This is a genomic window from Legionella sp. 227, from assembly GCF_043161935.1.
GTDB lineage: Bacteria > Pseudomonadota > Gammaproteobacteria > Legionellales > Legionellaceae > Legionella > Legionella sheltonii.
Window position 1 is genome coordinate 98530 of sequence record NZ_CP171154.1, and the last position, 23135, is coordinate 121664.

Below are 23135 nucleotides of genomic sequence, written 5' to 3' on the forward strand. Positions count from 1 at the left end.
TTTTAATAATGTCCAATCCTTCTCAAGTTGAAAAAAAATTATTGCATTATACAGGCAAAGCCATTGCGGATTTTAATATGATCCAGCGTGGGGATCGTGTAATGGTCTGTTTATCAGGTGGTAAAGACTCTTTTACACTCTTAACGATCTTGGATCAATTACGCCGACGCTCCGGTAATAAATTTGAACTCTTTTCGTTTACCCTGGATCAGGCTCAGCCAGGATGGGATGATTCCGCTTTACGGCAGTGGCTTAGTGATCGCTCCATTCCTCATGAAATACTGACTCGCGATACCTATAGCATTGTGAAAGAGAAAATTCCTGAGGGTAAAACATACTGCTCTTTATGCTCACGTTTACGACGCGGTATTATTTATCGGTATGCAGAAGAAAATGGCTTTAACAAAATCGCCCTAGGCCATCATCGTGATGATTTGGTTCGAACCCTAATGATGTCGATTTTATACAATGGTGATATTCGATCAATGCCACCCAAGTTACTGAGCGATAATAAAAAGCATATAGTTATCCGACCACTATGCTATGTTCAAGAAAAAGACATTATTACTTTTGCGCAGGAGCAATCCTATCCCATTATCCCCTGCACTCTTTGTGGCTCACAAGAAAATTTAATGCGTAAAAAAGTAACGCATTTAATTAATCAACTTGCAGAGGAAAATCCCAAGGTCCCAAGCAATATTCTGCATGCGCTGCAAAGTATTAAACCCAGCCAGCTTATGGATCAAAGTATGTGGAATTTTAGAGATCTTGAGCATGGATTAATAACTAATCAAGTAACCAATACCGACGAAATCTTTTGCACTGAAGAATTCGACCTCGTTGAAGAATAGAATCGGTAGCCTGGGTTTTGGCGAAACCTAACCCAGGTTTTTTTATCTCCATAGTTTCCCTAGCCCTGCCTGCCAATCAATCAAGAATTTTAAGATCCCAAACATCGTCACCCAGAGCGCAGCGAAGGAGCTCCGTAGCAAATTCCCGCCGCTGTCATCCAAATCATAGCGTTGAGTAACGATAAGATTAGGGATGGATGGCGATACGGTCATGACAAATTTATTCTAAAACTTCTTCAGTTAAAGGCAGAAGCCCCCACTAAGGTCTGAGTTTCAACTCAATCAATCCATACAATAAGTAGTCACGATGCATTCACAAACAGCAATAAGATAATATAGATTACAATTCTTAACTAAACCGTAACATTTTTCTAACATTTTTGTTACAATGATGTTTTAATAAATAGCACTATAGTCTAAAATTAAAATTACTTTTCTCTGGCTATATTATTTTCTTTGTTAATAGAGGATCTTACTCCATGCTAGCAAATACATCAGTTGACTCGCGTAAATTTCGAATTTATATGAGGAGATATTTTAAATTTGACTTTGTTGCAGCGATAGTCGTATTTCTTGTAGCGATCCCATTATGTTTGGGTATTGCTTTAGCTTCTGGCGCACCTCTTTTTTCTGGAATTTTAAGTGGAATCATTGGCGGAGTTGTTGTTGGATGCTTAAGTGGATCACAGGTCAGTGTCAGCGGACCTGCAGCAGGTATGGCAGCTGTCGTTGTCGCAGCGATTGCTCATGTTGGAGACTTCAATTCATTTTTAGTTGCGCTGGCACTTGCAGGTATACTTCAAGTCATAATTGGAAGTTTAAGAGCCGGATTTGTAGCGGACTATGTCCCCTCAAACGTAGTACAGGGTCTGCTTTGTGCGATAGGTATTCTTTTAATAATCAAACAATTACCACTCGCATTCACACTTTCTGCGGATTTCAACGAGCTTAAAACCCATTTGTTAGAAACCACTGAGGAAATTACATTAAGTCCTATTCTTGCTTTGTACCATCATCTCAATTCTGGAGCCATGTTGATCACGGTACTCTCATTAAGTACCTTAATTTATTTTGATTTGACGAAAAATAAGATACTGAAAGAGATTCCCGCACCAATCCTGGTTGTCATTTTGGGTGTATTACTTAATGAATTTTTTATCTGGACTGATTCAAGTCTGGTCCAGAACTCACCTCAGCTCGTCAATATTCCTCACACCAACGACTTACATGAGTTATTGAGTAAACTGGAATATCCAAATTGGTCTGCCCTATCTAATCCACAAGTCTATCTTTATGCGATCATCATTGCTATTGTTGCTTCGCTTGAGACTTTATTGAACCTTAAAGCTGGAGAAAAACTGGATAAAAAACGTCTCCATCCCTCCACAAGTCGCGAATTGGTGGCTCAAGGGGTTGGAAACCTGACCGCGGGTTTAATTGGTGGAATTCCTATTACTTCAGTGATTGTACGAACATCCATTAATATTCAGGCGGGATCCACAAGCAAATTATCTACTATTTTGCATGGATTTTTCATTTTCTTTGCAGTCATGTTAATCCCAGGTACTTTGAATAAAATACCCTTATCCTCACTCGCCGCCATTTTGATCTACACCGGTTATAAACTTAATAAACCGTCCATTTACCACAGCATTTTTGCTCAAGGCAGCGATCGTTTTATTCCATTCATTGTCACTGTCGTCTGTATTATTGTCTTTAATTTATTGACAGGGATATTAATTGGATTGGCAGTCAGCTTATTCTATATTTTAAAATCAAATAGTCAGGCGCGGATAAATATTCTGAAGGAAATCCATCCAACTGGGGAAGTTAACCGCTTGGTGCTCCCCCAACAAATGACTTTTCTTAATAAAGCTGCCTTGGTTGCGGAACTTGATTCGATACCCAGAGAATCACAATTAATTATTGATGCACGTTACACTCAGTACATTGATAAAGAAATTTCAGAGCTTTTAAAAGAATTTAAGGAAGAACAAGCTCCCAATAAAAAAATTTCTTTGAATATGATTGGATTTAAAGAGCATTACAAGATCCATAATTACATTGATTTTATCAACGTCACCACATACGATGTGCAATCTCACCTATCTCCAGCAGAAGTATTAAATATTCTATATGAGGGGAATCAACGTTTCCTCAATGACAACTTAATTCACCGTTCAAACCAACTGGATATTAAACATACAGCCAAAGCACAGCATCCCATTGCGATTGTTCTAGGTTGCATTGATTCCAGGGTACCTGTTGAAACCATTTTCGATGTGAGTTTTGGCGATATTTTCTGTGTTCGTGTTGCTGGGAATGTAGTAAACAATGATGTTCTGGCGAGTATTGAATATGCGTGTAATGTCGTAGGCGTCAAACTGATTATCGTTCTTGGCCACACACGGTGTGGTGCCATTCAATCTGCATGTGACGGGGTTGAAAAAGGGCATATTACAGAATTGCTCGATAAAATTAAGCCCGCAATCAATGCCGAGAATGAAACTGAAACGAATCGCCACAGCAAAAATACGACCTTCGTGAACAATGTTACTGATTTGAACGTTGCCAATACCATCCAAAAAATTTATGAGCGGAGTTCGATTTTGCATCAGATGATAGAGAAAAATGACATTGCGCTAGTTGGTGCCGTTTATAATGTTCAAACAGGCAAAGTGCATTATAATAATTACGCACATGAATTAAGCCAGCTTGGCGGAAAGAACAATGAACATTTAGCCTCTAAATTAAATGCGCTATTAGAAGAATCTAAAATCAAAATATAACCTACCATTCATTACTTTTTGTTGGGCCTTGGCCCAACAAAAGCTTATGTCCATTTACATTTCTGGACATATTGGGCCAAGGCCCAATATGCTTAACTTTCACCACTTAATTCATCTGTTTTTGAACAAAAACTTCTGTATAATGCTTTCAATTCAAGAACAATACGACTTCAGGAGTAGAAATGCGTGCATCTCAATGGTTTTTAGTAACTCTTAAAGAAACTCCAAGCGATGCGGAAATCGTTTCCCATAAACTGATGCTGCGAACAGGAATGATTCGTAAGCTGGGCTCAGGTCTATATACCTGGATGCCATTGGGTTTAAAGGTATTACGTAAAGTAGAACAAATAGTTCGTGAAGAAATGAACCGCATCCATTCTATGGAATTACTGATGCCTGCAGTACAACCTGCTGAACTGTGGCAAGAAACAGGACGTTGGGAAACTTTTGGCGGACAACTCCTCACAATGGAAGATTCCAATGGCAGGGAGTATTGCTTTGGCCCTACCCATGAAGAAGTAATTACTGACATCATGCGTAATGAATTACAATCCTACAAACAATTGCCTGCAAGTTTTTATCAAATTCAAACTAAATTCCGCGATGAAATCAGACCTCGTTTTGGTGTAATGCGTGCTCGTGAATTCATCATGAAAGATGCTTATTCATTCCATTTAAATTTGGAAAGTCTGCAAGCCACCTACAAAGATATGTATCAAGCGTATTGCCGTATTTTTGATCGCATGGGGCTTAAATATCGTGCAGTTGAAGCCGATACAGGCGCTATTGGTGGTTCTGCATCTCATGAATTCCAGGTACTCGCTGATTCTGGCGAAGATTTAATTTTCTACAGTGATGAAGGGGATTATGCCGCTAATATTGAACAAGCGACCAGCTTAAGACCTGAGAAAGCGACCCCTTCTACACAAAAAATGATTCTGGTAGATACCCCAAATCAAAAAACCATAGCTGAAGTAGCCCAATTCATGGGTGTAGCAAGCCATCAAACGGTCAAGACTTTGATTGTAAAAGGAAGAGAACATCCTATGGTTGCTTTGGTTTTGCGAGGCGATGATGAACTGAACGAAGTCAAAGCAACAAAACATCCTTTAGTCCATTCTCCCCTACAATTTATAGATGAAGAAACTGTCTTAAAAACTTTGAAAGCTCCTATTGGATCATTAGGCCCAATCAATTTATCAATTCCTGTAATCGCGGATCATCATGCATTGGCTATGGATTCTTTTATTTGTGGCGCCAATCAGGCAGACAAACATTATCAATATGCGGCATGGGATAAAGACATCCGTGAATACCTTGATTATGACTTACGTAACGTAAAAGAAGGCGACATTAGCCCTGATGGTAAAGGAACGCTACGCTCGTGTCGTGGGATTGAAGTAGGTCACGTTTTTCAGTTGGGTGATAAATATGCCAAAGCCATGAATGCAGCAGTGATTAGTGAGCAAGGCCAATTAGAAACGATGTTAATGGGATGTTATGGTTTAGGAATCACTCGTGTGGTTGCTGCGGCCATTGAACAGCATCATGATGAGCAAGGAATTATCTGGCCTCAAAACATCGCTCCATTCCAAGTGGTCATAATTCCTTTAAACGGACACCGATCGCAATCAGTCAAAATGCAAGCAGATGCTTTATATGAAGGTTTAAGAGAGTTAGGAGTTGATGTATTAATTGATGATCGTAATGAGCGAGCTGGGGTATTGTTTGCGGATCATGATTTAATTGGTATTCCACATCGGATCATTGTTAGTGAGCGAAATATGGAACAAAATTGTGTGGAATATAAAAATCGTGCTACCGGCGAAATGCAGCAATTAAGCTTAGATAGAGCAATTGATGCAATAGTTGAACTGGTTGCAAAGTAAATAGCTAGCGCTTCATCCCGAACGCAACAAGGATCTCCCTACTGTAGCAGCGTGTTACTATGGAAGATTCCTAGTTGTACACGGGATGACAACAAAAAGCCCTGATGACGGTATGCTAATTCAGGTCTACAAAACGGATCTCCATCCCTTTAGTCCCCTGTAACCTCCGTTTGAAGAAAGACAAAACCTGTGTTTTGTAAGTTTAAAATAAGCATTTCACTCTAAGTCAAATTTCTCAAATAGCCATCGGCCATGCGTACAGTCGAAGGCTATTCATCCCCAGGATTCCCTTGAGTATTCAAATAGGCCAGTACCTCATTACTTTTTAATGCTTTAACACCTATGGCACCGATTTGATTAAAACCTACATCTAAAGTATACAAACTCGTGGTTTCAGCTAAGGCCAAAGCACCTTCATCTCCAATGTGGTTATCACGCAAACTTAAATTTCGCATCTGTGTCGCATTGGCCAAAATTTTTGCTCCCTCGTCGCCAATAAGATTATTATTTGCATATAAATTATTCAAAGAGCTCATTTTTGCCAAAGCCATGATACCCTCATCACCAATGAGGTTATTATCGATATTGAGCATAGTCAGATGATTCAGTGCTGCTAAGGCTTGAGCTCCTTCGATACCGACACCACACCCAGCAATTGATAACCACTCCAGCATGTGGACTTGAGCTAAAACAGCAGCTCCTTCATTGTGCAATGGATTTTTATCCAGATTAAGATAGAACAAATTGGTTTTTCTTGCTATGGTCTTGACTCCATCCTTATCAATATCATTGTCTTCCAAATCAATAAAGTTGATGGATTGGTTTCTATCAATAAACTTGATTCCCTCATTACCTAAACGGTTATTTCCTAAATAGATACTTTTCAGCGTTTCATTCGTGAACAAAGCCTGCGCACCTGCAACACCAATATGACTTTTTCTCAGAGAAAGATGAGTTAGCGTCTTGTTTTTTGCCAAAGATTTTGCTCCTGAAGTGCCTATGGGATTGCCATCAAGGGAAAGAAAAATCAAGGTGGTATTATTTGCTAAAGCCTCGGCTCCATAGGGACCAATATGATTTTCTCCTAAAAGGAGATAGACCAAAGAGGTGTTTTTTGCTAATGCCTCAGCTCCTAATGATCCGATACGATTTCCAGTAAGAAAAAGATAACGAATATGAGTATTAGTAGCGAGCAATTCTGCACCTTGGTAGCCAATCTGATTATCAGATATACTTAGACGGGTAATTTCTGGATGCACGTTGAGAAAGGAAAGAATTTTTTGGACATCACGATCATGGATATGGCATTGATCTAAAAATAAACCACCATCGCTGACACGTGATTCAATCGTATCGACACATTCATTGTTTTGTAGTTCCGAAATTTTAATTTGTTCTTTTGCAAATAAAGGGGAAATTATGACGCTCAATAAAAGCGAAAGACTAAAGACCACTTTTCTCATCATGCACACAATCCTTTTGTTTGAAGCAGAAATACTTAATGGGAGCTATGGTGAGTTGTATCACGAAGATCAATAAAAACCAACACCACGTGAGAAGAACTGTAAACAGCCTGTTTATTCATTTGAAGGTATGGCTACTGATTGGAGTTGGCTTATAAACTCTTCTTCAATTTTATAGTGAAGGCAATTGTTTTTTAATTTTTCTATGTATCCTAATTCTTCTAATCTATTTAAAGCCGGAAGAATCTCTGTAGACAATTCATATCGAAAACGGGGAACAGACGAATTTAATATTGCATCTTTATCCACTACAAAAAATTCCCTTACATTCTGATGACTCGAGTTATTAATATCATTTTTAATAGCACTCATAAAATGGGGGAATTCATGAAAAAGTCGATTTAAATCCAATATTTTTTTATTCTTTATAGTGGCAATATTTTTTCTATTGTTGATGATTTTTTGTACTTGCCAGCCACCCAGAGCCGTAGTAAAAGAACCAGTTAAAAAACCAAATAAAAATGAGATGTCCATGGATTTTGTTCTTAATTAAAATAATTTTTGGATGTCTGATCATTAGGAACGATCATAAATTGATTAATTATATATCAAAAGAGTAACAAAGGTAACAAAGTCTGTTTACATTTATGTGTCTCACTGCATCCTTGCTGAAGCTTCTGCTTGATTTTTTAACTAAGCGTCACTAAAATAACTCGGTTTGTTCTGTATCCGTTTGTCCCAAAGCAACATGATCATAACCACACTGCCAGAACAATTTCATCCCTATAACGCATAAAAAGAGGATCATATGTTAAAAAAATTCTTTATTTTTTCTATTATGGTTCTAGCAAGCATGTTGATCGCCTGTGGTCCTATTTATAACACAGAATACAGTTTTGTTCCGCCAAAATCCGATGTAGCAAAAATGTGTACGGCCCAATGCATTCAAGGTAAAAATGACTGTCAACAAAGTTGTCGAGTAGACAATGAAAATTGCCGTATGAGGGCTCAGCAAAACGCTATGTTTGAATACAAACAATATAAAGAAGATCAAAAAAGAATGGGCTTGCCTATCAGTAAGACAATAAATGATTTTGATCGTAGCAGCAGCTGCAATAATTCCTGTCAATGTGAATCGACTTATAGAGCATGTTATTCTGCCTGTGGAGGCGAAGTCAGAGAACATCAAGTATGCGTCGCTTTTTGTGATCAGCGTCAATAAATGATGTGACTTTTAAATCGTCAGTATAACCTCTTGATGTGAAACACAATCTGCATTGACATCTGCTGAGCTTTTAGTTTAATTATTTTACAATTCAAGAAACTTTTGCCACACTTTAAATGATTCAAAGTGTAGAGCAGAAGAATAATGAAGAAGATCATCCTTTATTTTTTAGCTTTTATTGGCACACTAGCTATATTATTTTTTATTTCTGAATGGTTTGGTAGAACTGGAACTACAATGTATGGAGGCAGTCCTCAACCGATGCAAGCCCTAGTCGGGACTCCGAGCGCCCCCATAGCAATGATGCGTAATACAAGCCCTTCTAATACTAACCAAGCGTCAGAAAATGTGATGCGGGGTATGATTATTCGCAATGCGGATATTTCCTTGCAAGTCGATAACATTAATTCGACAATGGAAAAAATTACTCAATTAGCAGAGAACTCCGGTGGCTACCTCGTTAGCTCCAATATAACTCAAGATAACAATGTCACAGGAAATACCACTGCAAATATCAGTATAAGAGTACCCGCTCAAGGCTTGAATAATGCGTTAACTACCTTGAAATCACTTGCAACACAAGTCGTTCAAGAATCAATCACAGGCGAAGACATCACACAACACTTTGTCGATTTACAAAGTCAACTGAGTAACCTACAAACCGCCAAAGAGCAATTATCAAAAATTATGGCCAACGCAACAAAAACATCGGATGTTCTTAGCGTGTTCAAACAATTAAACGAGATCCAAGGACAAATCGATGTGCTCCAAGGGCAGATAAAATATTACAAAGAATCTGTAGCTTATTCATTAATAAATATTAACTTGAGCATGAATCCAATAATTCAAACAACAGAACAAAAGCAATGGAAAATTACAGAAACATTCATTGACTCTTATCATGCTTTAGTCGATCAGTTACGTCATTTTACATACGGTTTAATTGAGTTTTTCGTCTATTTTTTACCCTTGCTTTTATTATGGGCTTTTATCTTCTTGATCGTTTTTTGGATAGGGAAGAAAATTTGGAGTGGTTTTAACAAAAACTAATTTAACTAAATAATACTCCCTTCTTCCAATAAACATCCAATAAACGGTGATCAAGGGCTATTTTGGGCTTTTGTGATAGGAAAAAATAAAATCTCGTGGGCTTAAAAGGTCAAGAGAGCGAGACATACTTTCAACAAGTCCAAAAACTGAAGAGAGAGTGCTTTGTGATTCATTATTTTAGGTCAAAACAATTTATTGCTTTTTTAATAGCAGGAGCAATATCACTCGCAGTAAATTTTTTTAGTAGAATTCTCTATAACCATACCTTCAGTTTTTCAACATCAATTCTCTTGGCTTCTATTACAGGGATGGTTACAGGCTTTACTCTTGGAAAATTTTTTGTATTTAAGAACAGCAACCAGACTTTTACACGCTCCATTATTTTTTTTATTTTAGTTAATTTAATTGGGATGATGCAAACTTTGTTTATTAGTTTATTGCTCGTTTATTATGTTTTACCCGATCTGGGTATTCAGTCATTCACTCGAGAAATAGCGCACTTATTTGGTCTAGCCTTCCCTACGTTTACTAATTATTTAGGGCATAAATTTTTCACTTTTCGAGAAAACAACTAAGCACGTTTATTTTTTAAACAGTTCTAAGAAAATAGAGTATAAAACCAAGCATCTTATCCTTATATTTTGTCATTACATGCAATCGATTTTCATGGCCTATACTTAGTGAATAATTACACTGAACCTTTGTGAGATTTAAAAATGGAAAACTCATGGAAAGATCAGTTGCATCAAGCACTTTTAAAAAAATTGGGTCCTAAAAAAGGGAAACAATTTACGGAAAAATATCTCCCCGCATTGTCAATGAGCTATTGTGAGCAACATACTATAGAAGAAGCAATAGGCGATCTGTTACAAATCGATAATTTAACACCAGAGAACCCTTTAGCGATAGTTTTCTACGAATTAACTCGTGGAGAACATCCATTGCATATTAAACTGTATCGATATGGCAGTTCGATTCCCTTATCTGATATCTTACCGATGATCGAAAACATGGGATTACGGACTTATACCGAAAGACCTTATAGAATCGCCATTGACGCAAATCAATTTATTTGGATTGGTGATTTCAATGTGTCCTATGCCCATACCAATTTACTCACCCTGGACCAGGTAAAAAGCATTTTTAATGAAGCGTTGATCAAAATACACCTCGGGATTTGTGAGAATGACGGTTTCAATAAGCTGGTTTTAGGGGCAGGATTATCCTGGCGGGAAATAGCCATCATTCGTGCTTATGCCAAGTACATGCAACAAATTGGTTTTCGCTTTAGTCAACAGTATATAGAAAAAACGATTGCAGCATATGCTGGGATTGCCAAAAAACTGATCCAGCTTTTCTATTTAAAATTTGGTCTGAAACAAAATACTGCAAACAAAAATAAAATGGCAGATTTGGAATCTGAAATCCAAGCCGATATTGATGGGATTACCAGCTTGGACGAAGACCATATCATCCGATATTTCTGGTCTTTAATCAAAGCAACACTACGAACCAATTATTTCCAGTTCGACTCCCATGGCGCCCCCAAAAATTATTTATCATTTAAACTCCATACCTCCAAAGTGCCTGATCTACCCCCAGGACAACCTCTATATGAAATTTTTGTATATTCAACACAGTTTGAAGGCATCCACTTGCGCAGTGCAAAAGTAGCACGTGGCGGTATTCGCTGGTCAGATCGGCCAGAGGATTTCCGTACCGAAATTCTCGGGCTTATGAAAGCGCAAAAAGTAAAAAATTCAGTGATTGTCCCTTCGGGAGCCAAAGGAGGATTTATTTTAAAAAAATCACTCAGCATGCTGGATCGTGAGCAGATAAAACAAGAAGTAGTTTATTGCTATCAATCCTTTATCAGAGGCTTACTTGATCTTACCGACAATTTTGAAAATGACCGTGTCGTCTCCCCGCCAAATACAGTGTGTTATGATGATGCCGATCCTTATTTGGTGGTAGCCGCAGATAAAGGAACAGCAACCTTTTCTGATATTGCGAATGCGATTTCTAAAGAATTTAATTTTTGGCTTGGGGATGCTTTTGCCTCAGGAGGATCAGCTGGCTATGATCATAAAAAAATGGGAATTACCGCCCGTGGTGCTTGGGAGTCCATTAAACGCCATTTTCGCGAATTGGATATCAATATCGAAGAACACGATTTTACCGTCGTTGGTATTGGAGACATGAGTGGTGATGTATTTGGGAATGGCCTAACTTATACCCCTCATGCTCTTTTACTCGCGGCATTTGATCATCGTCACATCTTTCTTGACCCTAATCCTGACAAACTGAAAACATTTGAAGAACGTCAGCGCTTATTTAATTTACCCACCTCATCATGGGAAGATTTCAATCCTCAATTAATTTCCAAAGGTGGTGGTGTATACAAACGATCCAGTAAATCCATTGCCATCACACCTGAAGTAAAAAAAGCACTGGCGATTACACAGGATTCATTAACACCAAACGAATTGATTCGCGAAATCTTAAAAGCACCTGTTGATTTGTTATTTAATGGAGGTATTGGCACGTATGTAAAAGCGTCAACTGAATCGCATGCGGATGTTGGTGATAAGACCAATGAATTTTGTCGCATCAACGGTAATGAATTGCGTTGCAAAATTGCTGGTGAAGGGGGCAATCTTGGATTTACGCAACTTGGAAGGGTTGAATATGCCCTGGCAGGTGGCCTGATTAATACCGATTCAATTGATAACTCAGCAGGCGTAAATTGCTCCGACCATGAAGTAAATATCAAAATTTTACTGAATAAAGAAATGAGCCAAGGAAAACTTACAGAGAAAAAACGCAATCAATTGCTCACCAAAATGACGGAGGAAGTTGCACAGCTTGTGTTGCAAGACAATTACAATCAAGCACTGGTCTTGAGTTTTTCGGCCACGAACTCTCTAGCATATAGCGGCTTATACCAGACTTATATTAAAGAACTGGAAGGAATAGTGCATTTGGATAGAAGTGTTGAGTTTCTTCCTGATGATAAGCACCTTTTGGATCGCAAGGCGGCAGGCCAAGGACTGACGCGGCCCGAATTGTCTATAATTATGGCTTATACAAAAATTTATATCACTGGAGAATTATTAAAATCTGATTTACCTGATGATCCCTATTTTGCAACCATTCTGGAAACAGGATTTCCTTCACTCCTCAAAAAAATGTATGCTAATTCGATGCAAAGCCATCGGCTAAGACGTGAAATTATCGCGACCCAACTTAGTAATCAAATCGTTAATAGCATGGGCATTACCTTTATGTACCGCATGCAAATAGAAACAGGACAATCGATAGCAGATATTGCCCGTGCCTATATTATTGCTTCAAAAGCATATCAAATAGATGACGTACACCAATTAATTGAATCACTGAACTACAAGGTCACAGTGCAAACTCAATATGAGTTACTTCATCACGTCAGGCAATTGATGAACTTGGCATCTCGTTGGTTTTTACATCATCGACGACTTGAAGGCGGAATTGCTAATAATATTGCCCATTATAGCCAATCAATAAGCAAACTTGAAAAATCAATTCCCGATTTAATGGCTGGTGTCACCAGAGAATATCTTGACAAGATTGTCACACAATTTGTGGGAATCGGTTTATCCGAAAAAGCTGCGAAAAAAATTGCCGCTACTCGCGCGATGTACACCGTATTAAATGTAGTAGAAGTTGCAACCCAAAATAAATTTGATCTGGTAAGAACAGCCGAAGTTTACTTTAAAGTAGGCAGTAAATTTAGTTTGGTTTGGTTCCGTGATCAAATTGGTAACGATTCTCGGGAAGGTCATTGGAATAGTCTGGCCCGGTTATCCTTACGTGATGAACTGGATAACTTACAACGCCGCTTAACCATTGTCATTTTAAAGCATGATCAAAAAAAATTGGACTCTGAGAAGCTGATTGCTTATTGGTTCGCCGAAAACAGCTTTATTCATCAACGTTGGGATAAGTTAATGGAAATGCTACTTAGTAGTCCCAGTATTGATTACACTATATTTTTTATTGCACTACGAGAATTATCGACATTGATTACCCAAGGTGATTAAAAACTCTGTGAATAAAACACTTGTCATTAGTCTATATACGCCAAATAAATAACAAATCGAAGTTGTTAATATGAATAAATTCTTTTCCACTTAAAAGTCCTACTCGAGTCATTCGATTAAGTGGCGGGTAAGAAATGACATGAGCATATGTTAATTTGACAGAGAACTTATTAGAAATAGCATAATCAACCCCACCAATCAACGCAGTAGAGCTATATCCAGAAAGTCCCACACTTCTGTAAAATAAAGGCTGCGGGTCGGTATTATGTTCACTACCCACTAATATGCCCCATTTCTCATTCATCTGATAATGAGCACTCGCTAAGCCTATCCAAGTATCGCGATAACCTTGAGGAAGGTTAAGCGTTTGTCCTAATGCTGTATTCTGTAATACCAAAGCGTTAAAAGCAGCATACCATTGATATCGAACCATTGCTTTTAATAACCATTTAGAGCCAAGGGATTGAGAGATACCAAGGCTTGCTAGGGCCGGTAAAGGATAATTAAGTTTGTAATCATCATTTTCAAATGGTCCCCAGGTACTTCTACCTGTCACGTGATGCATTATTTTAGAAAAATAACTTAATTCCAGATTCGTAGTAGAGGATAGAGCGTATGATGCACCTATTCCCCAGCCAGTGGCACCACTATCTGATGCTTTATTCACCATGTTACCAAAAGGAACAACAACATTATTAACCTGGAGGTCATAGGTGTTGTCAATATTTAATGCGATTCCAAGTGCCATTTGTTTTGTTAATTGGTAACTAATTTTTGGTACAACATCGATGGCTTTAATAATTGTAGCGGTGATTAATTTGCTAACAATTGAATTCTGTGGAAACACTATATTCGCGTATTCCAAATGAGTAACATCAATTCCTGCAACTATTTTCGGATTAATTCGAAAGGCAACTCGTCCATAGGGATAATTGTAGTATTGCCGGCTCGTAGCAGAGCCCTCCAATGGCCCTACTTTTCCAACAAATTGAAATATACCGTATATAAAGCTATTGCCAAGAAGAACTTCATTCTTATTTACTGCTTTTAACAAAGCTGGATTATCATAGGCAAGGTCTATTGTTCGTTGATATGAAGTTGCGTAAGTTGCTGAAGTAACTAAATGAAATCCCTGTAAAATTAATAACCTAAAGTACAGCTTTTTCATTTTCATCGCTCAAATACCTTATTTGGGCAAGTGCATAAATACTCATAATATTACTAAACTTATTTGGTTAGGAATTGATTTTATAAGAATTTTTAAAAGCACTTTAAATACAGAATAATTGCCGATCAAATAGGAAAAGATTAGGGAAACATATTTCTATAGTATTCTGCAATTGCTCCAGGATAAGTTATCCAGATCTGTGTCCGGTGCTTTTCAATATAGGTTAATGCTCGGCGTAGATGCTTTAAACGAAAAGGTTGACCCATAATATAAGGATGAAGGGCCACCCCAAAAACTAGGGGTCTTAATTGAGACTGTTCAAGCATTTCATCAAAATGGTCTATCATCATATCGGCAAATTCTGAAGCACTCAATCGATTAGGAACAATAGCGGGAATGTCATCGATTTCTTGTGAATAAGGGATCGATAAAATTTTCCCTCTTTTGGTTTTAAGCCAAATGGGTTGATCATCATGTGCCCAATCGAGTACGTATTCATACCCTGCAGCCGACAATAGATCCGGGGTATCCAAACTCTCTGAAATCCAAGGACCTAACCAACCTTTAGGAGGCTTTCCTTCCTCTTGAAGGACTCTCTTCGCTACCTCGCGAATCAATATTTTTTCATCGTTCTTACTTAAAGTCCCCTGGCGAATGGAATTAGAATAGCCATGGGCGACTATTTCATCCTGTCGTTGACGAAACGCAGTAACAACTTGTGGGCAGTAATCATATATAGAGGTATTAACGAGCAACGCTATGGGCAAATTAAGTCGATTAAACAATTCAAGTAAATACCAGATACCCACGCGATTGCCATAATCACGCCAGGTGTAATTTAAAACATCAGGTTGCGGTCTTGGCCCAGGTGCTAATTCGGCTCCCAAACCTTCACCAAAAGAAAAATGCTCTAAGTTAAGTCCAATATAAAATGCCAAACGTGTACCATTGGGCCAATCAAAAAGAGGTCTTTCCGTAATTGGCGAATAATCATAACGATGATGATGTTTTAACATGACCGCAGATCCTTCTAATATTTTGGCAAAAGTTGATTCAAAATTAAGGCTCCATTTATATATTTATAGTCTATTTGCCGAAGTCTTTTTGCCTTATAGAGACATCAAGTTAATTTATCGAAACAGGCTTTCTTTTTTTATTTATTAAGATAACATATTGACCACATTATAATTTTTTTTGAATTAAAGGGAATAAATCGATCTAATTGGGTTGTAGATAGTCGAATTGTAATTTTTTGTTAACAATAGATATAGGAATAGCTATGGCAAAGATACAAATAAGCTTAAAAGAGAAGAAGAATAAAGAGTATGCAAAACCCACTCAAGCTGGGGATAGACTTGACTATCTTGCCTGGTGCTTAGAAAAAGCAGATAAAGCAATAGGAGAAAAAAAACCTTTATGGGCGGTAGAGGAAATTTTTAAAAAATCCATGGAATCAAGCACTCAAACAAGCAAACTCTATGAATTAGGACCAAACAAATACAAAGAACTGTTGAACCGACTTGTCGATCTTCAGAATGGAAAAATTCAATTTACATCGATGGTTTTAAAAGGGTTAGCCACTGATGGTCTTATTTTAATAGAGCTCCAACAATCAGATAATGTTTTAATCTTGGAAGAGAGTAAAGAGTCCATAAGTGATTTCACAATTTAATATTGCCTTCAAAATGCAAAGTGCTCCCGATAAATCCAGGCTGTAAGCTGTCTATTAACTATCGCCCGCCTCCACGACGTGTTGGCGGGGACTAGTGTAATAGCACTGTCCAGCATCCTGCGGACAAGCAGGGGTCGTTGAAGCTCCTAATTAAATAAATTAGAACACATATAATTTGATGTTATCGAGTTAAGATTAACTTTGATATCTACTCAGGTTATTCAGAATCATTTGTTCGAATTTGAATTAATTATAAAAATTACTTATAGATGAGGCTATAATTTAGGTGTTAAGCAAACTATTTGTTTATAAGGATTCGAGAGCAAGGTACAAGAACAATTTATTGGGACTAAACAAGTAGCCTATTTACTCATTAGGTATAGGAGCTATTCTATTATGAATCGATATCATCCCATCCCAATCCATTGGTATTTTGATCCATCGATTTATCAACTTGAAAAAGAATATATTTTTAAACAAAGCCCTGAATATGTCGGGCACCAACTCATGGTACCTAATTTAAATGACTACTATGTCTTGAAACGCAGTAACGATAAAGAAATGCTGATTCGTCATGAAGAAGGAATCAGTGTACTCTCCAATATTTGTAGACATCGTCAAGCTGTTATCTTATCCGATTCAGGAAATGTAAAAAGAATTCGCTGCCCTATTCACAGTTGGTCCTACAATACACAAGGTGAATTGGTCCATGCACCACAATTTGAACACACACCCTGTTTTAATTTGAAAAAAGATCAGGTGAGTGAATGGAATGGACTTTTATTTAGAGGCAACAATAAAATAGAAGCAAACGCCTTTGATGCGAAAGCAAGCGCCTTATTTGACTTTTCTGATTATGTATTCACGCAGGCAAAACAGCAATATTATTCCTTTAACTGGAAAATATTCATGGAAGTATATCTGGATGATTATCACATCCCATTTTTTCATAACGGTTTAAGGCGATTGGTCAATGTGCGTCAACTCGATTGGACGATTAATGAGGGACATTCCATCCAGTATGTGGGCCTACAATCTGATTTATCAAAATCAGGTTCTGCCAATTTTAAAGTGTACCAAGACAATTTATTAGCCCAAGCACATGATGACTTACCGCAATATGGCGCAGTTTGGTTAGCTTATTATCCCAATATTATGATTGAATACTATCCGTATATGCTAGTCATTAGTACGATTTCACCAGTAGGCGTCGATCAGTGCATCAATAGCGTAGAGTTTTTTCATCCTAAAGAGGTTTGGTTAACTAATCCCATTTTATGTGCAGCAGCACAAGCCGCTTATTTAGAAACCGCTCAAGAAGATGAGGAAATATGTATTAAAATTCAGCAAGGAAGAAAAGCGCTTTATGAGCAAGGTGAGAATCAAACTGGCCCTTATCAGCCTACAATGGAAGCGGCGCTCCCCTCATTTTATGACTATCTCTATGAAAAAATAAAAAATGAATATTAGAAGCTGGTTTTAATTCGATTCTCTTTGCCTCCCTATGCCCACAGCAATGAGGTATTTCCACATCCTAAAAACAGGTTACGCCAAAAGATCCCTCGCTAGGCTCGGGATGCCCCATAGGTGTCGTTATCTAACAGAGTTCAACGCCTCTGCTTCGCGGACTAAAGCGCTAATTAACTCACCAGCAGGCATGCTTCTGCAAAGTGGAGCAGATTGTCCTGCCCACATGGACATGAAATCAATATTGTTTTTTTCCTTTGCTTTTTTTCTCATCGTTGTTGTTAAAGCATTTTGAATAGGATAGTCTAAAATATTTGTTTTCTTTTTATCCATTCGCTCAATAAACTGGTTGTGAATCCCTCGTGCTAATTTTCCAGAAAAAGCACGGGTAAGTACTGTATTATCCTGCTGCTGGGTCAGTAAAGTATGCTTATAAATATCAGGAATACCGGTTTCAAAGCAACTGAGGAATGCAGTTCCCATTTGTACCCCCTCAGCACCTAAATCAAATGCAGCAATGATCCCTCTTCCATCCATAATTCCACCCGCTGCAATAATGGGAATTTTTATTTGATCGACTAACTGAGGTACAAGACAAAACAAACCAATCAAACCATCTTCCTCTTTACCGATAAAAGTCCCTCTATGCCCCCCTGCTTCACTTCCTTGGGCGACCAGCGCATCAATACCACTTTTTTCAAGTGCATAGGCTTCTGCTAGTGTTGTCGCTGTACCAATTAAAAAGGTATCGTTGTTTTTAAATTTATCGATCCATTCTGCATCCAATAGACCAAATGCATAACTAAACACGGGGATTTTTTCTTCAATGAGAATGTTTATTTGCTCCTCAAAGGACGGCGCGTAGGGTTCCACAAGCGCTTCAACTTGTATATTTAATTCAGAACAGGATTGTTCAATATCGTTGCATGATTCCTGAATTTGAGCTGTTGTGGCATGGTATTTCCCAGGAATAAAAAGATTAACCGCAAAAGGTTTGTTCGTTAATTCACGAATTGCTTTTAGAGCCGACCGCAGTTCAGGGGGATTCATATATCCTGCGCCCAATGAACCCAGGCCTCCCGCATTAGATACCGCAGCAACCAACTCCGGCGTAGTGGCCCCACCAGCCATAGGCGCTTGAATAATTGGAAATTTTAAACCTATTTGTTCAGCCATTCTTGTCTGCCACATGTTTTTCCATCCTTTTTGAATTTCATTCATCATAAGGGCTCTGCTCAACGAATACCATAAGTGTAGATTTCGCTCAAAAAAAATCCAATCTGTTATATACCCCTAATATTTTGAGGCCAGAGAGAGTCATCAGTTCTGGTAATTACTCTCTTATTTTCTTAAAATGATATTTTTGTATGAAGGTTATTCTATCCTTTTCATAATTTTTAAAAAAAATATCTGCTGCATCAAGTTAGGAGGACGCCATGAAAGCACAAGCGATATCATCTTTTGGTGATTCTTCAGTCTTTAAAACGATTGAACTTCCCAAACCTCAAATTAAACCCGGCTATGTGCTCATTCGAGTTGTAGCAACTAGCGTAAACCCTGTTGACTGTAAAGTTCGATCGGGAAAATACGGACATATTTCCCCCCCCTTCCCAGCAATCCTGCATAGTGATGTAGCAGGAATTATTGAAGAGGTTGGTGATGATGTCACTGAGTTTTCTGTTGGTGACGAAGTTTATGGATGTGCAGGTGGCTTTCTCAACGAAAGTGGCGCTTTAGCAGAATTTATGCTTGCTGATGCCCTGCTCATCGCGAAAAAACCCAAAGAATTGAGCATGGTAGAGGCTGCTGCATTGCCCCTGGTTGCAATCACGGCTTGGGAAGCATTATTTGAAAAGGTTAAAATCAAATCGGGACAAAAAGTATTAATTCACGCAGGAACCGGTGGAGTTGGCCATATTGCAATTCAGTTGGCAAAATGGGCTGGGGCTGAGGTATATACTACTGTATCTTCTTCTGATAAAGCAGACATAGCGAAATCACTAGGGGTTAAAGAGACGATTAATTACCGGATTGAATCAGTTCAAGATTATGTTAATCGGGTGACTAAAGGCATGGGATTTGATGTAGTATTTGATACGGTTGGTGGAGAAAATCTTGAAAAATCATTAGCTGCTGTTGCTCCATACGGAAATGTCGCCAGCATCCAGGCTACGTCCACCCATGATCTTTCGCATTTACATGCCAAATCCGCGAGCTTGCACGCTGTTTTTATGTTATTGCCTTTATTGCATAATAAGCAACGCGAACGTCATGGCAATATTTTAAAAGAAATTGCACGCTTGACGGATGAGGGCCATTTAAAACCACTTATTGACCCACATCTTTTCTATTTTGAGAATATTGATAAAGCCCACGCATTACTCGAATCAGGAAAAGCGGTAGGAAAAATTGTAGTTCAAGCTTATTAAAAACTAGGCGAACTCATGTGTGCCCGAAAAGATAACACATACATTATCCGGGCACGCATACGTAAATGGTTCCATTGGCTGCAGAGGTGTTTTAATTAATACGTTTTGGACTGGGCTTTAGCAAACATTTATTGAATCTACAGTAAAGCATTGTGCTTGCGATAACTGCTGCTGGCATGCTTAATATATTTAAAAAAGGTATAAAACTGCTCAGATTGATAGAAAAACCAAACCCAAGTGATAGCATTTTATTGTTGGCAACTTTCTTACGCATTTCTTTAAAGCTAATCAAATTATTATCCATAGCAAAATCTTGATATTGAATACTCAGTATCCATGCATTAAAGACAAACCATAAGAGTGGATAAATCGGTTGGAGAAAAGGTACAAAAAATAAAATACCCATGAGTAAAAAACGAGGCAAAAAATAACCAAGAAATTCACCTTGACGTTTTATACTACGAACCACAATTTTAGAAAATGATAATGAAGGAATCGCACGGCCAAAAAGTATATATTGTGCTTTCTCAGCGAGTAAGCCATTAAAAGGAGCGGCGATTAGATTAAAAAACACAGTAAAAAGGGATAAAAACATTAAGAAAAAGCTCAGTATAAAAAGGACAAAAAAGACACTACTGAGAAAACTTAACCACGAGGGCAATTGGTTAAGATAGTGATAAGCATAGGGAAGTAAATAATGATAGATAAGATAAAACAAGCCCGCAAACATGATAAAATTAATTGCTAAAGGCACTAGAATAAAACGCTTCAATCCGGGCGTAAAAAGATGATGAATCCCTTGTACCATGTAGAACATCCCAAGAAAAAAATTCTTCATTTTTTATCCTCAAACTTTATTCCGAAATCATGATCGCACTTACCCCCCTTAGCTTAAGTCATTTTGACAAGGAAAATCCTATTTTCATTAAAATTTCTTTTTTAAAATGTTGATCAAAATAATGACCCACTAACTTATTGTTATATAATAGATTCTATTGGATAAAAATAAGGTCTATGCATGCCAAAGCAAAATATATCAGAAAAAAAACTTTCTCCATCTGGAGAGGTTCCTAAGTTAGCCACCCTCGCGGCTCAGAAAATTAATAAAACAAATCCTCATCTTTTTTTTACTTTATTCAATAATAAAAAATTACCCGCCGAAATTGAGAATGACTTTATTAATCCTACTGTACAGAAGCTGATTGATGAGCATGAGAATATTTATTGGTCGAATGTGAACAAACGAAAACAGAAAGTCGACAACTGTTCTTCTCGTCTTGATAGTGAGCCTTGTTATAGAAAATGTGCCAGTCTGACTATGGCGGCTTTAAGTGGCGGAGTCCATATTGGTGTCTATTACATCCTGCGTGCAAGCGGAGTATCTTCTTCGACGACATTTACTTTCCTCGTTACACTACCTGCCACTATCATTGTTATGGGTTGTTTTAGCCCCTTTGCTGTTCATTTATTATCGAAAGGGATTGCGAATTGCGTCATCCCTAAGGTACCAAGAGAAGTAGTTGATTTAAACGAAGAGGTAGCTCATGTTGAATCTGAACAGTCCAAGGGGCACTTATCTATGGTATAAGGCGTTATCTCGGGCATAACGAGAATCTCTATACTGCAACAGTGTGTTATTAAGAAAGACTTCTCGCTGCAGCCGCTATGGCAGCTCTTAGCGCCCAGACGTTTGTAACAACTTTGTTACAATTACAACGTGTCTTGTTATACCCCTGTTACATTCGTTATTTAAACTAGCCTCAGATAACAATCTAAGAGGGGAAATCAAATGATTAAAAAATTATTGCTCTGCAGCGTACTCGGCGCAGCTGCTTTATTTTCCACTACAGCTTTTGCTTATTATCATTCACATGATGATTACCCACGGTTCAAATATTATCGCCACCACCATCATCATTCAAGATGGAAAAATGCTCATCGATGGGTACCACCGAGAGACTATGTTATAGTAGAAAATGGAGCTCCCAATCCAAACTACCATCAACATTACTAATCATAGAAAGACTGATTTCTTCGAGGTATCGTCACTTTTTTACAGTGCAGAGTTTTGCATAAAGAATAATAGATTGTGATCTAAATGATGTCATTCCTACGCAGGCGGGATTGACATCATTTAGCAGTAATAATCAAGTGTTTAAATGATGACGCGCTCTCAAACTATCCGGGACTTATAGGATTTTTTTGCTTCATGAATCCATGCTAATAATCTGCTAAAATTCTTTTTTTAAAATGAGCACCGTTATTGAGCGATTATGAAGCTGTTCATACAAATATGTTTTTTTGTTTTGTTTTCATCACTTGTTGTTTATTCGATGTTGGCTGTTTATATTATTAAAACTGCTGAACATGATCAAAGAAAACAAGCAGATGTCATTTTAGTTCTTGGTGCAAAAGCTTATTGGGCTAACACCTACAATCCATGCCTTGTAGCTCGTGTAAAACATGCAGTTGATTTATATAAGGCTCACTATGCCCCTAAACTTCTTTTTTCAGGGGGTATCGATAGAGAAGATGGAACAAATGAAGCACAAACAATGAAAGAAATTGCCGTATCATTAGGAGTGCCCGCCAAAGACATCCTGCTCGAATCTGCTTCAACTTCTACTTATGAAAACCTTCTTTTTTCTCAACCAATAGTTCAAGCAAATCATTTGAAAACCATTATTTTAGTGACGGAACCTTTTCATGCCCCCAGAGCTCTTTTAGTGGCGCAAAAATTTCATCTTGATGCAGTCAGCTCGCCCGCAGTAAATAGCGTATGCTGGACTAAACACAAATATTTTTCACGTTATTTTCTCAAAGAACCACTCGCTATTATGCTTTATAAAATGAAAAATAAATTATGAATTCTTTAATTTCCTGATGAAAAAGCCCTACGAAACAGGACGTTGTTGAATAAATAGTTTAGAAATATCTGATAATTACCAAACTGACTCTTTGTCATTTCCGAAACGAATTCATCCATAAGAACACCACGATCCGTTTGGAAATAGAATCCAACTGCGTAGGAATGACATGCGATTGCCTTAACA

At 37.9% G+C, this 23135-nt stretch carries 18 protein-coding genes; 12 read left to right on the forward strand and 6 right to left on the reverse strand.

Translation table 11 applies throughout. The features are described from left to right. The first annotated feature begins 8 nt into the window (after window positions 1–8). The 3 genes from ttcA to ACF8MK_RS00445 all read left to right on the forward strand — a co-directional run bounded on the left by ttcA (window position 9) and on the right by ACF8MK_RS00445 (window position 5529). Window positions 9–851 (forward strand): tRNA 2-thiocytidine(32) synthetase TtcA, encoded by an 843-nt coding sequence (ttcA, locus tag ACF8MK_RS00435; RefSeq protein ID WP_392537708.1) that lies wholly within the window; start codon window positions 9–11, stop codon window positions 849–851. Window positions 852–1330: 479 nt separating this feature from the next. After that, entirely contained in the window at window positions 1331–3640 is a 2310-nt protein-coding gene (locus ACF8MK_RS00440) for a SulP family inorganic anion transporter (protein WP_392537709.1), read from the forward strand. Between the two features lie 182 nt (window positions 3641–3822). Beyond that, the gene (locus ACF8MK_RS00445) at window positions 3823–5529 is read left to right on the forward strand and encodes a proline--tRNA ligase (protein WP_392537710.1); all 1707 of its coding nucleotides are present in this window, start codon (window positions 3823–3825) and stop codon (window positions 5527–5529) included. Window positions 5530–5798: 269 nt separating this feature from the next. Here the strand turns inward: ACF8MK_RS00445 and ACF8MK_RS00450 are convergent, their stop codons facing one another. Together ACF8MK_RS00450 and ACF8MK_RS00455 are read right to left on the reverse strand one after the other, a co-directional pair. Next, a complete protein-coding gene (locus ACF8MK_RS00450; protein ID WP_392537711.1) occupies window positions 5799–6995 on the reverse strand; it encodes a hypothetical protein in 1197 nt (398 codons plus the stop codon). Between the two features lie 111 nt (window positions 6996–7106). After that, on the reverse strand, window positions 7107–7526 hold the full coding sequence (locus tag ACF8MK_RS00455; protein WP_392537712.1) for a hypothetical protein: 420 nt from the start codon (window positions 7524–7526) through the stop codon (window positions 7107–7109). 274 nt (window positions 7527–7800) lie between these two features. Here ACF8MK_RS00455 and ACF8MK_RS00460 point away from each other — a divergent pair, with 274 nt between their 5' ends. From ACF8MK_RS00460 to ACF8MK_RS00475, 4 genes are all read left to right on the forward strand, one after another. After that, window positions 7801–8214, forward strand: a complete 414-nt coding sequence (locus ACF8MK_RS00460) for a hypothetical protein (protein ID WP_392537713.1) — start codon at window positions 7801–7803, stop codon at window positions 8212–8214. Between the two features lie 147 nt (window positions 8215–8361). After that, complete coding sequence (locus ACF8MK_RS00465) at window positions 8362–9267, forward strand: DUF4349 domain-containing protein (RefSeq protein ID WP_392537714.1); 906 nt, start codon at window positions 8362–8364, stop codon at window positions 9265–9267. Window positions 9268–9431: 164 nt separating this feature from the next. Further along, window positions 9432–9842, forward strand: a complete 411-nt coding sequence (locus ACF8MK_RS00470; protein WP_265702993.1) for a GtrA family protein — start codon at window positions 9432–9434, stop codon at window positions 9840–9842. Between the two features lie 141 nt (window positions 9843–9983). After that, entirely contained in the window at window positions 9984–13346 is a 3363-nt protein-coding gene (locus ACF8MK_RS00475; RefSeq protein WP_392537715.1) for an NAD-glutamate dehydrogenase, read from the forward strand. 31 nt (window positions 13347–13377) lie between these two features. On the opposite strand, the gene ACF8MK_RS00480 is transcribed toward ACF8MK_RS00475, so the two are convergent. Next, entirely contained in the window at window positions 13378–14520 is a 1143-nt protein-coding gene (locus ACF8MK_RS00480) for an OmpP1/FadL family transporter (protein WP_392537716.1), read from the reverse strand. Between the two features lie 134 nt (window positions 14521–14654). Next, window positions 14655–15530 carry a polysaccharide deacetylase family protein gene (locus tag ACF8MK_RS00485; protein ID WP_392537717.1) on the reverse strand — a complete coding sequence of 292 codons (876 nt, stop codon included), beginning with the start codon at window positions 15528–15530 and terminating at the stop codon, window positions 14655–14657. 263 nt (window positions 15531–15793) lie between these two features. Between ACF8MK_RS00485 and ACF8MK_RS00490 the strand changes: the two genes are divergently transcribed. Together ACF8MK_RS00490 and ACF8MK_RS00495 are read left to right on the forward strand one after the other, a co-directional pair. After that, complete coding sequence (locus ACF8MK_RS00490) at window positions 15794–16186, forward strand: hypothetical protein (RefSeq protein WP_392537718.1); 393 nt, start codon at window positions 15794–15796, stop codon at window positions 16184–16186. Between the two features lie 396 nt (window positions 16187–16582). Beyond that, a complete protein-coding gene (locus ACF8MK_RS00495) occupies window positions 16583–17656 on the forward strand; it encodes an aromatic ring-hydroxylating dioxygenase subunit alpha (protein WP_392537719.1) in 1074 nt (357 codons plus the stop codon). 123 nt (window positions 17657–17779) lie between these two features. Here ACF8MK_RS00495 and ACF8MK_RS00500 read toward each other — a convergent pair whose 3' ends face one another. After that, window positions 17780–18844, reverse strand: a complete 1065-nt coding sequence (locus ACF8MK_RS00500; RefSeq protein WP_392538987.1) for an NAD(P)H-dependent flavin oxidoreductase — start codon at window positions 18842–18844, stop codon at window positions 17780–17782. Window positions 18845–19089: 245 nt separating this feature from the next. On the opposite strand from ACF8MK_RS00500, the gene ACF8MK_RS00505 reads away from it, so the two are divergent. After that, the gene (locus ACF8MK_RS00505) at window positions 19090–20082 is read left to right on the forward strand and encodes a zinc-dependent alcohol dehydrogenase family protein (RefSeq protein ID WP_392537720.1); all 993 of its coding nucleotides are present in this window, start codon (window positions 19090–19092) and stop codon (window positions 20080–20082) included. A gap of 91 nt (window positions 20083–20173) precedes the next feature. On the opposite strand, the gene cysZ is transcribed toward ACF8MK_RS00505, so the two are convergent. Next, the gene (cysZ, locus tag ACF8MK_RS00510; RefSeq protein WP_392537721.1) at window positions 20174–20920 is read right to left on the reverse strand and encodes a sulfate transporter CysZ; all 747 of its coding nucleotides are present in this window, start codon (window positions 20918–20920) and stop codon (window positions 20174–20176) included. Window positions 20921–21100: 180 nt separating this feature from the next. On the opposite strand from cysZ, the gene ACF8MK_RS00515 reads away from it, so the two are divergent. Both ACF8MK_RS00515 and ACF8MK_RS00520 read left to right on the forward strand, forming a co-directional pair. After that, window positions 21101–21670, forward strand: coding sequence for a hypothetical protein (locus ACF8MK_RS00515; RefSeq protein ID WP_392537722.1), 570 nt, complete (start codon window positions 21101–21103; stop codon window positions 21668–21670). A gap of 685 nt (window positions 21671–22355) precedes the next feature. Beyond that, window positions 22356–22949 carry a YdcF family protein gene (locus ACF8MK_RS00520; RefSeq protein WP_392537723.1) on the forward strand — a complete coding sequence of 198 codons (594 nt, stop codon included), beginning with the start codon at window positions 22356–22358 and terminating at the stop codon, window positions 22947–22949. The last annotated feature ends 186 nt before the right edge of the window (window positions 22950–23135 follow it).

What these genes read in the sequence shown, in the direction of transcription:
- ttcA (WP_392537708.1), top strand. Translation starts at nt 9, where the DNA reads ATGTCCAATCCTTCTCAAGTTGAAAAAAAATTATTGCATTATACAGGC.
- ACF8MK_RS00440 (WP_392537709.1), top strand. Translation starts at nt 1,331, where the DNA reads ATGCTAGCAAATACATCAGTTGACTCGCGTAAATTTCGAATTTATATG.
- ACF8MK_RS00445 (WP_392537710.1), top strand. Translation starts at nt 3,823, where the DNA reads ATGCGTGCATCTCAATGGTTTTTAGTAACTCTTAAAGAAACTCCAAGC.
- ACF8MK_RS00450 (WP_392537711.1), bottom strand. Translation starts at nt 6,995, where the DNA reads ATGATGAGAAAAGTGGTCTTTAGTCTTTCGCTTTTATTGAGCGTCATA.
- ACF8MK_RS00455 (WP_392537712.1), bottom strand. Translation starts at nt 7,526, where the DNA reads ATGGACATCTCATTTTTATTTGGTTTTTTAACTGGTTCTTTTACTACG.
- ACF8MK_RS00460 (WP_392537713.1), top strand. Translation starts at nt 7,801, where the DNA reads ATGTTAAAAAAATTCTTTATTTTTTCTATTATGGTTCTAGCAAGCATG.
- ACF8MK_RS00465 (WP_392537714.1), top strand. Translation starts at nt 8,362, where the DNA reads ATGAAGAAGATCATCCTTTATTTTTTAGCTTTTATTGGCACACTAGCT.
- ACF8MK_RS00475 (WP_392537715.1), top strand. Translation starts at nt 9,984, where the DNA reads ATGGAAAACTCATGGAAAGATCAGTTGCATCAAGCACTTTTAAAAAAA.
- ACF8MK_RS00480 (WP_392537716.1), bottom strand. Translation starts at nt 14,520, where the DNA reads ATGAAAATGAAAAAGCTGTACTTTAGGTTATTAATTTTACAGGGATTT.
- ACF8MK_RS00485 (WP_392537717.1), bottom strand. Translation starts at nt 15,530, where the DNA reads ATGTTAAAACATCATCATCGTTATGATTATTCGCCAATTACGGAAAGA.
- ACF8MK_RS00490 (WP_392537718.1), top strand. Translation starts at nt 15,794, where the DNA reads ATGGCAAAGATACAAATAAGCTTAAAAGAGAAGAAGAATAAAGAGTAT.
- ACF8MK_RS00495 (WP_392537719.1), top strand. Translation starts at nt 16,583, where the DNA reads ATGAATCGATATCATCCCATCCCAATCCATTGGTATTTTGATCCATCG.
- ACF8MK_RS00500 (WP_392538987.1), bottom strand. Translation starts at nt 18,844, where the DNA reads ATGTGGCAGACAAGAATGGCTGAACAAATAGGTTTAAAATTTCCAATT.
- ACF8MK_RS00505 (WP_392537720.1), top strand. Translation starts at nt 19,090, where the DNA reads ATGAAAGCACAAGCGATATCATCTTTTGGTGATTCTTCAGTCTTTAAA.
- cysZ (WP_392537721.1), bottom strand. Translation starts at nt 20,920, where the DNA reads ATGAAGAATTTTTTTCTTGGGATGTTCTACATGGTACAAGGGATTCAT.
- ACF8MK_RS00515 (WP_392537722.1), top strand. Translation starts at nt 21,101, where the DNA reads ATGCCAAAGCAAAATATATCAGAAAAAAAACTTTCTCCATCTGGAGAG.
- ACF8MK_RS00520 (WP_392537723.1), top strand. Translation starts at nt 22,356, where the DNA reads ATGAAGCTGTTCATACAAATATGTTTTTTTGTTTTGTTTTCATCACTT.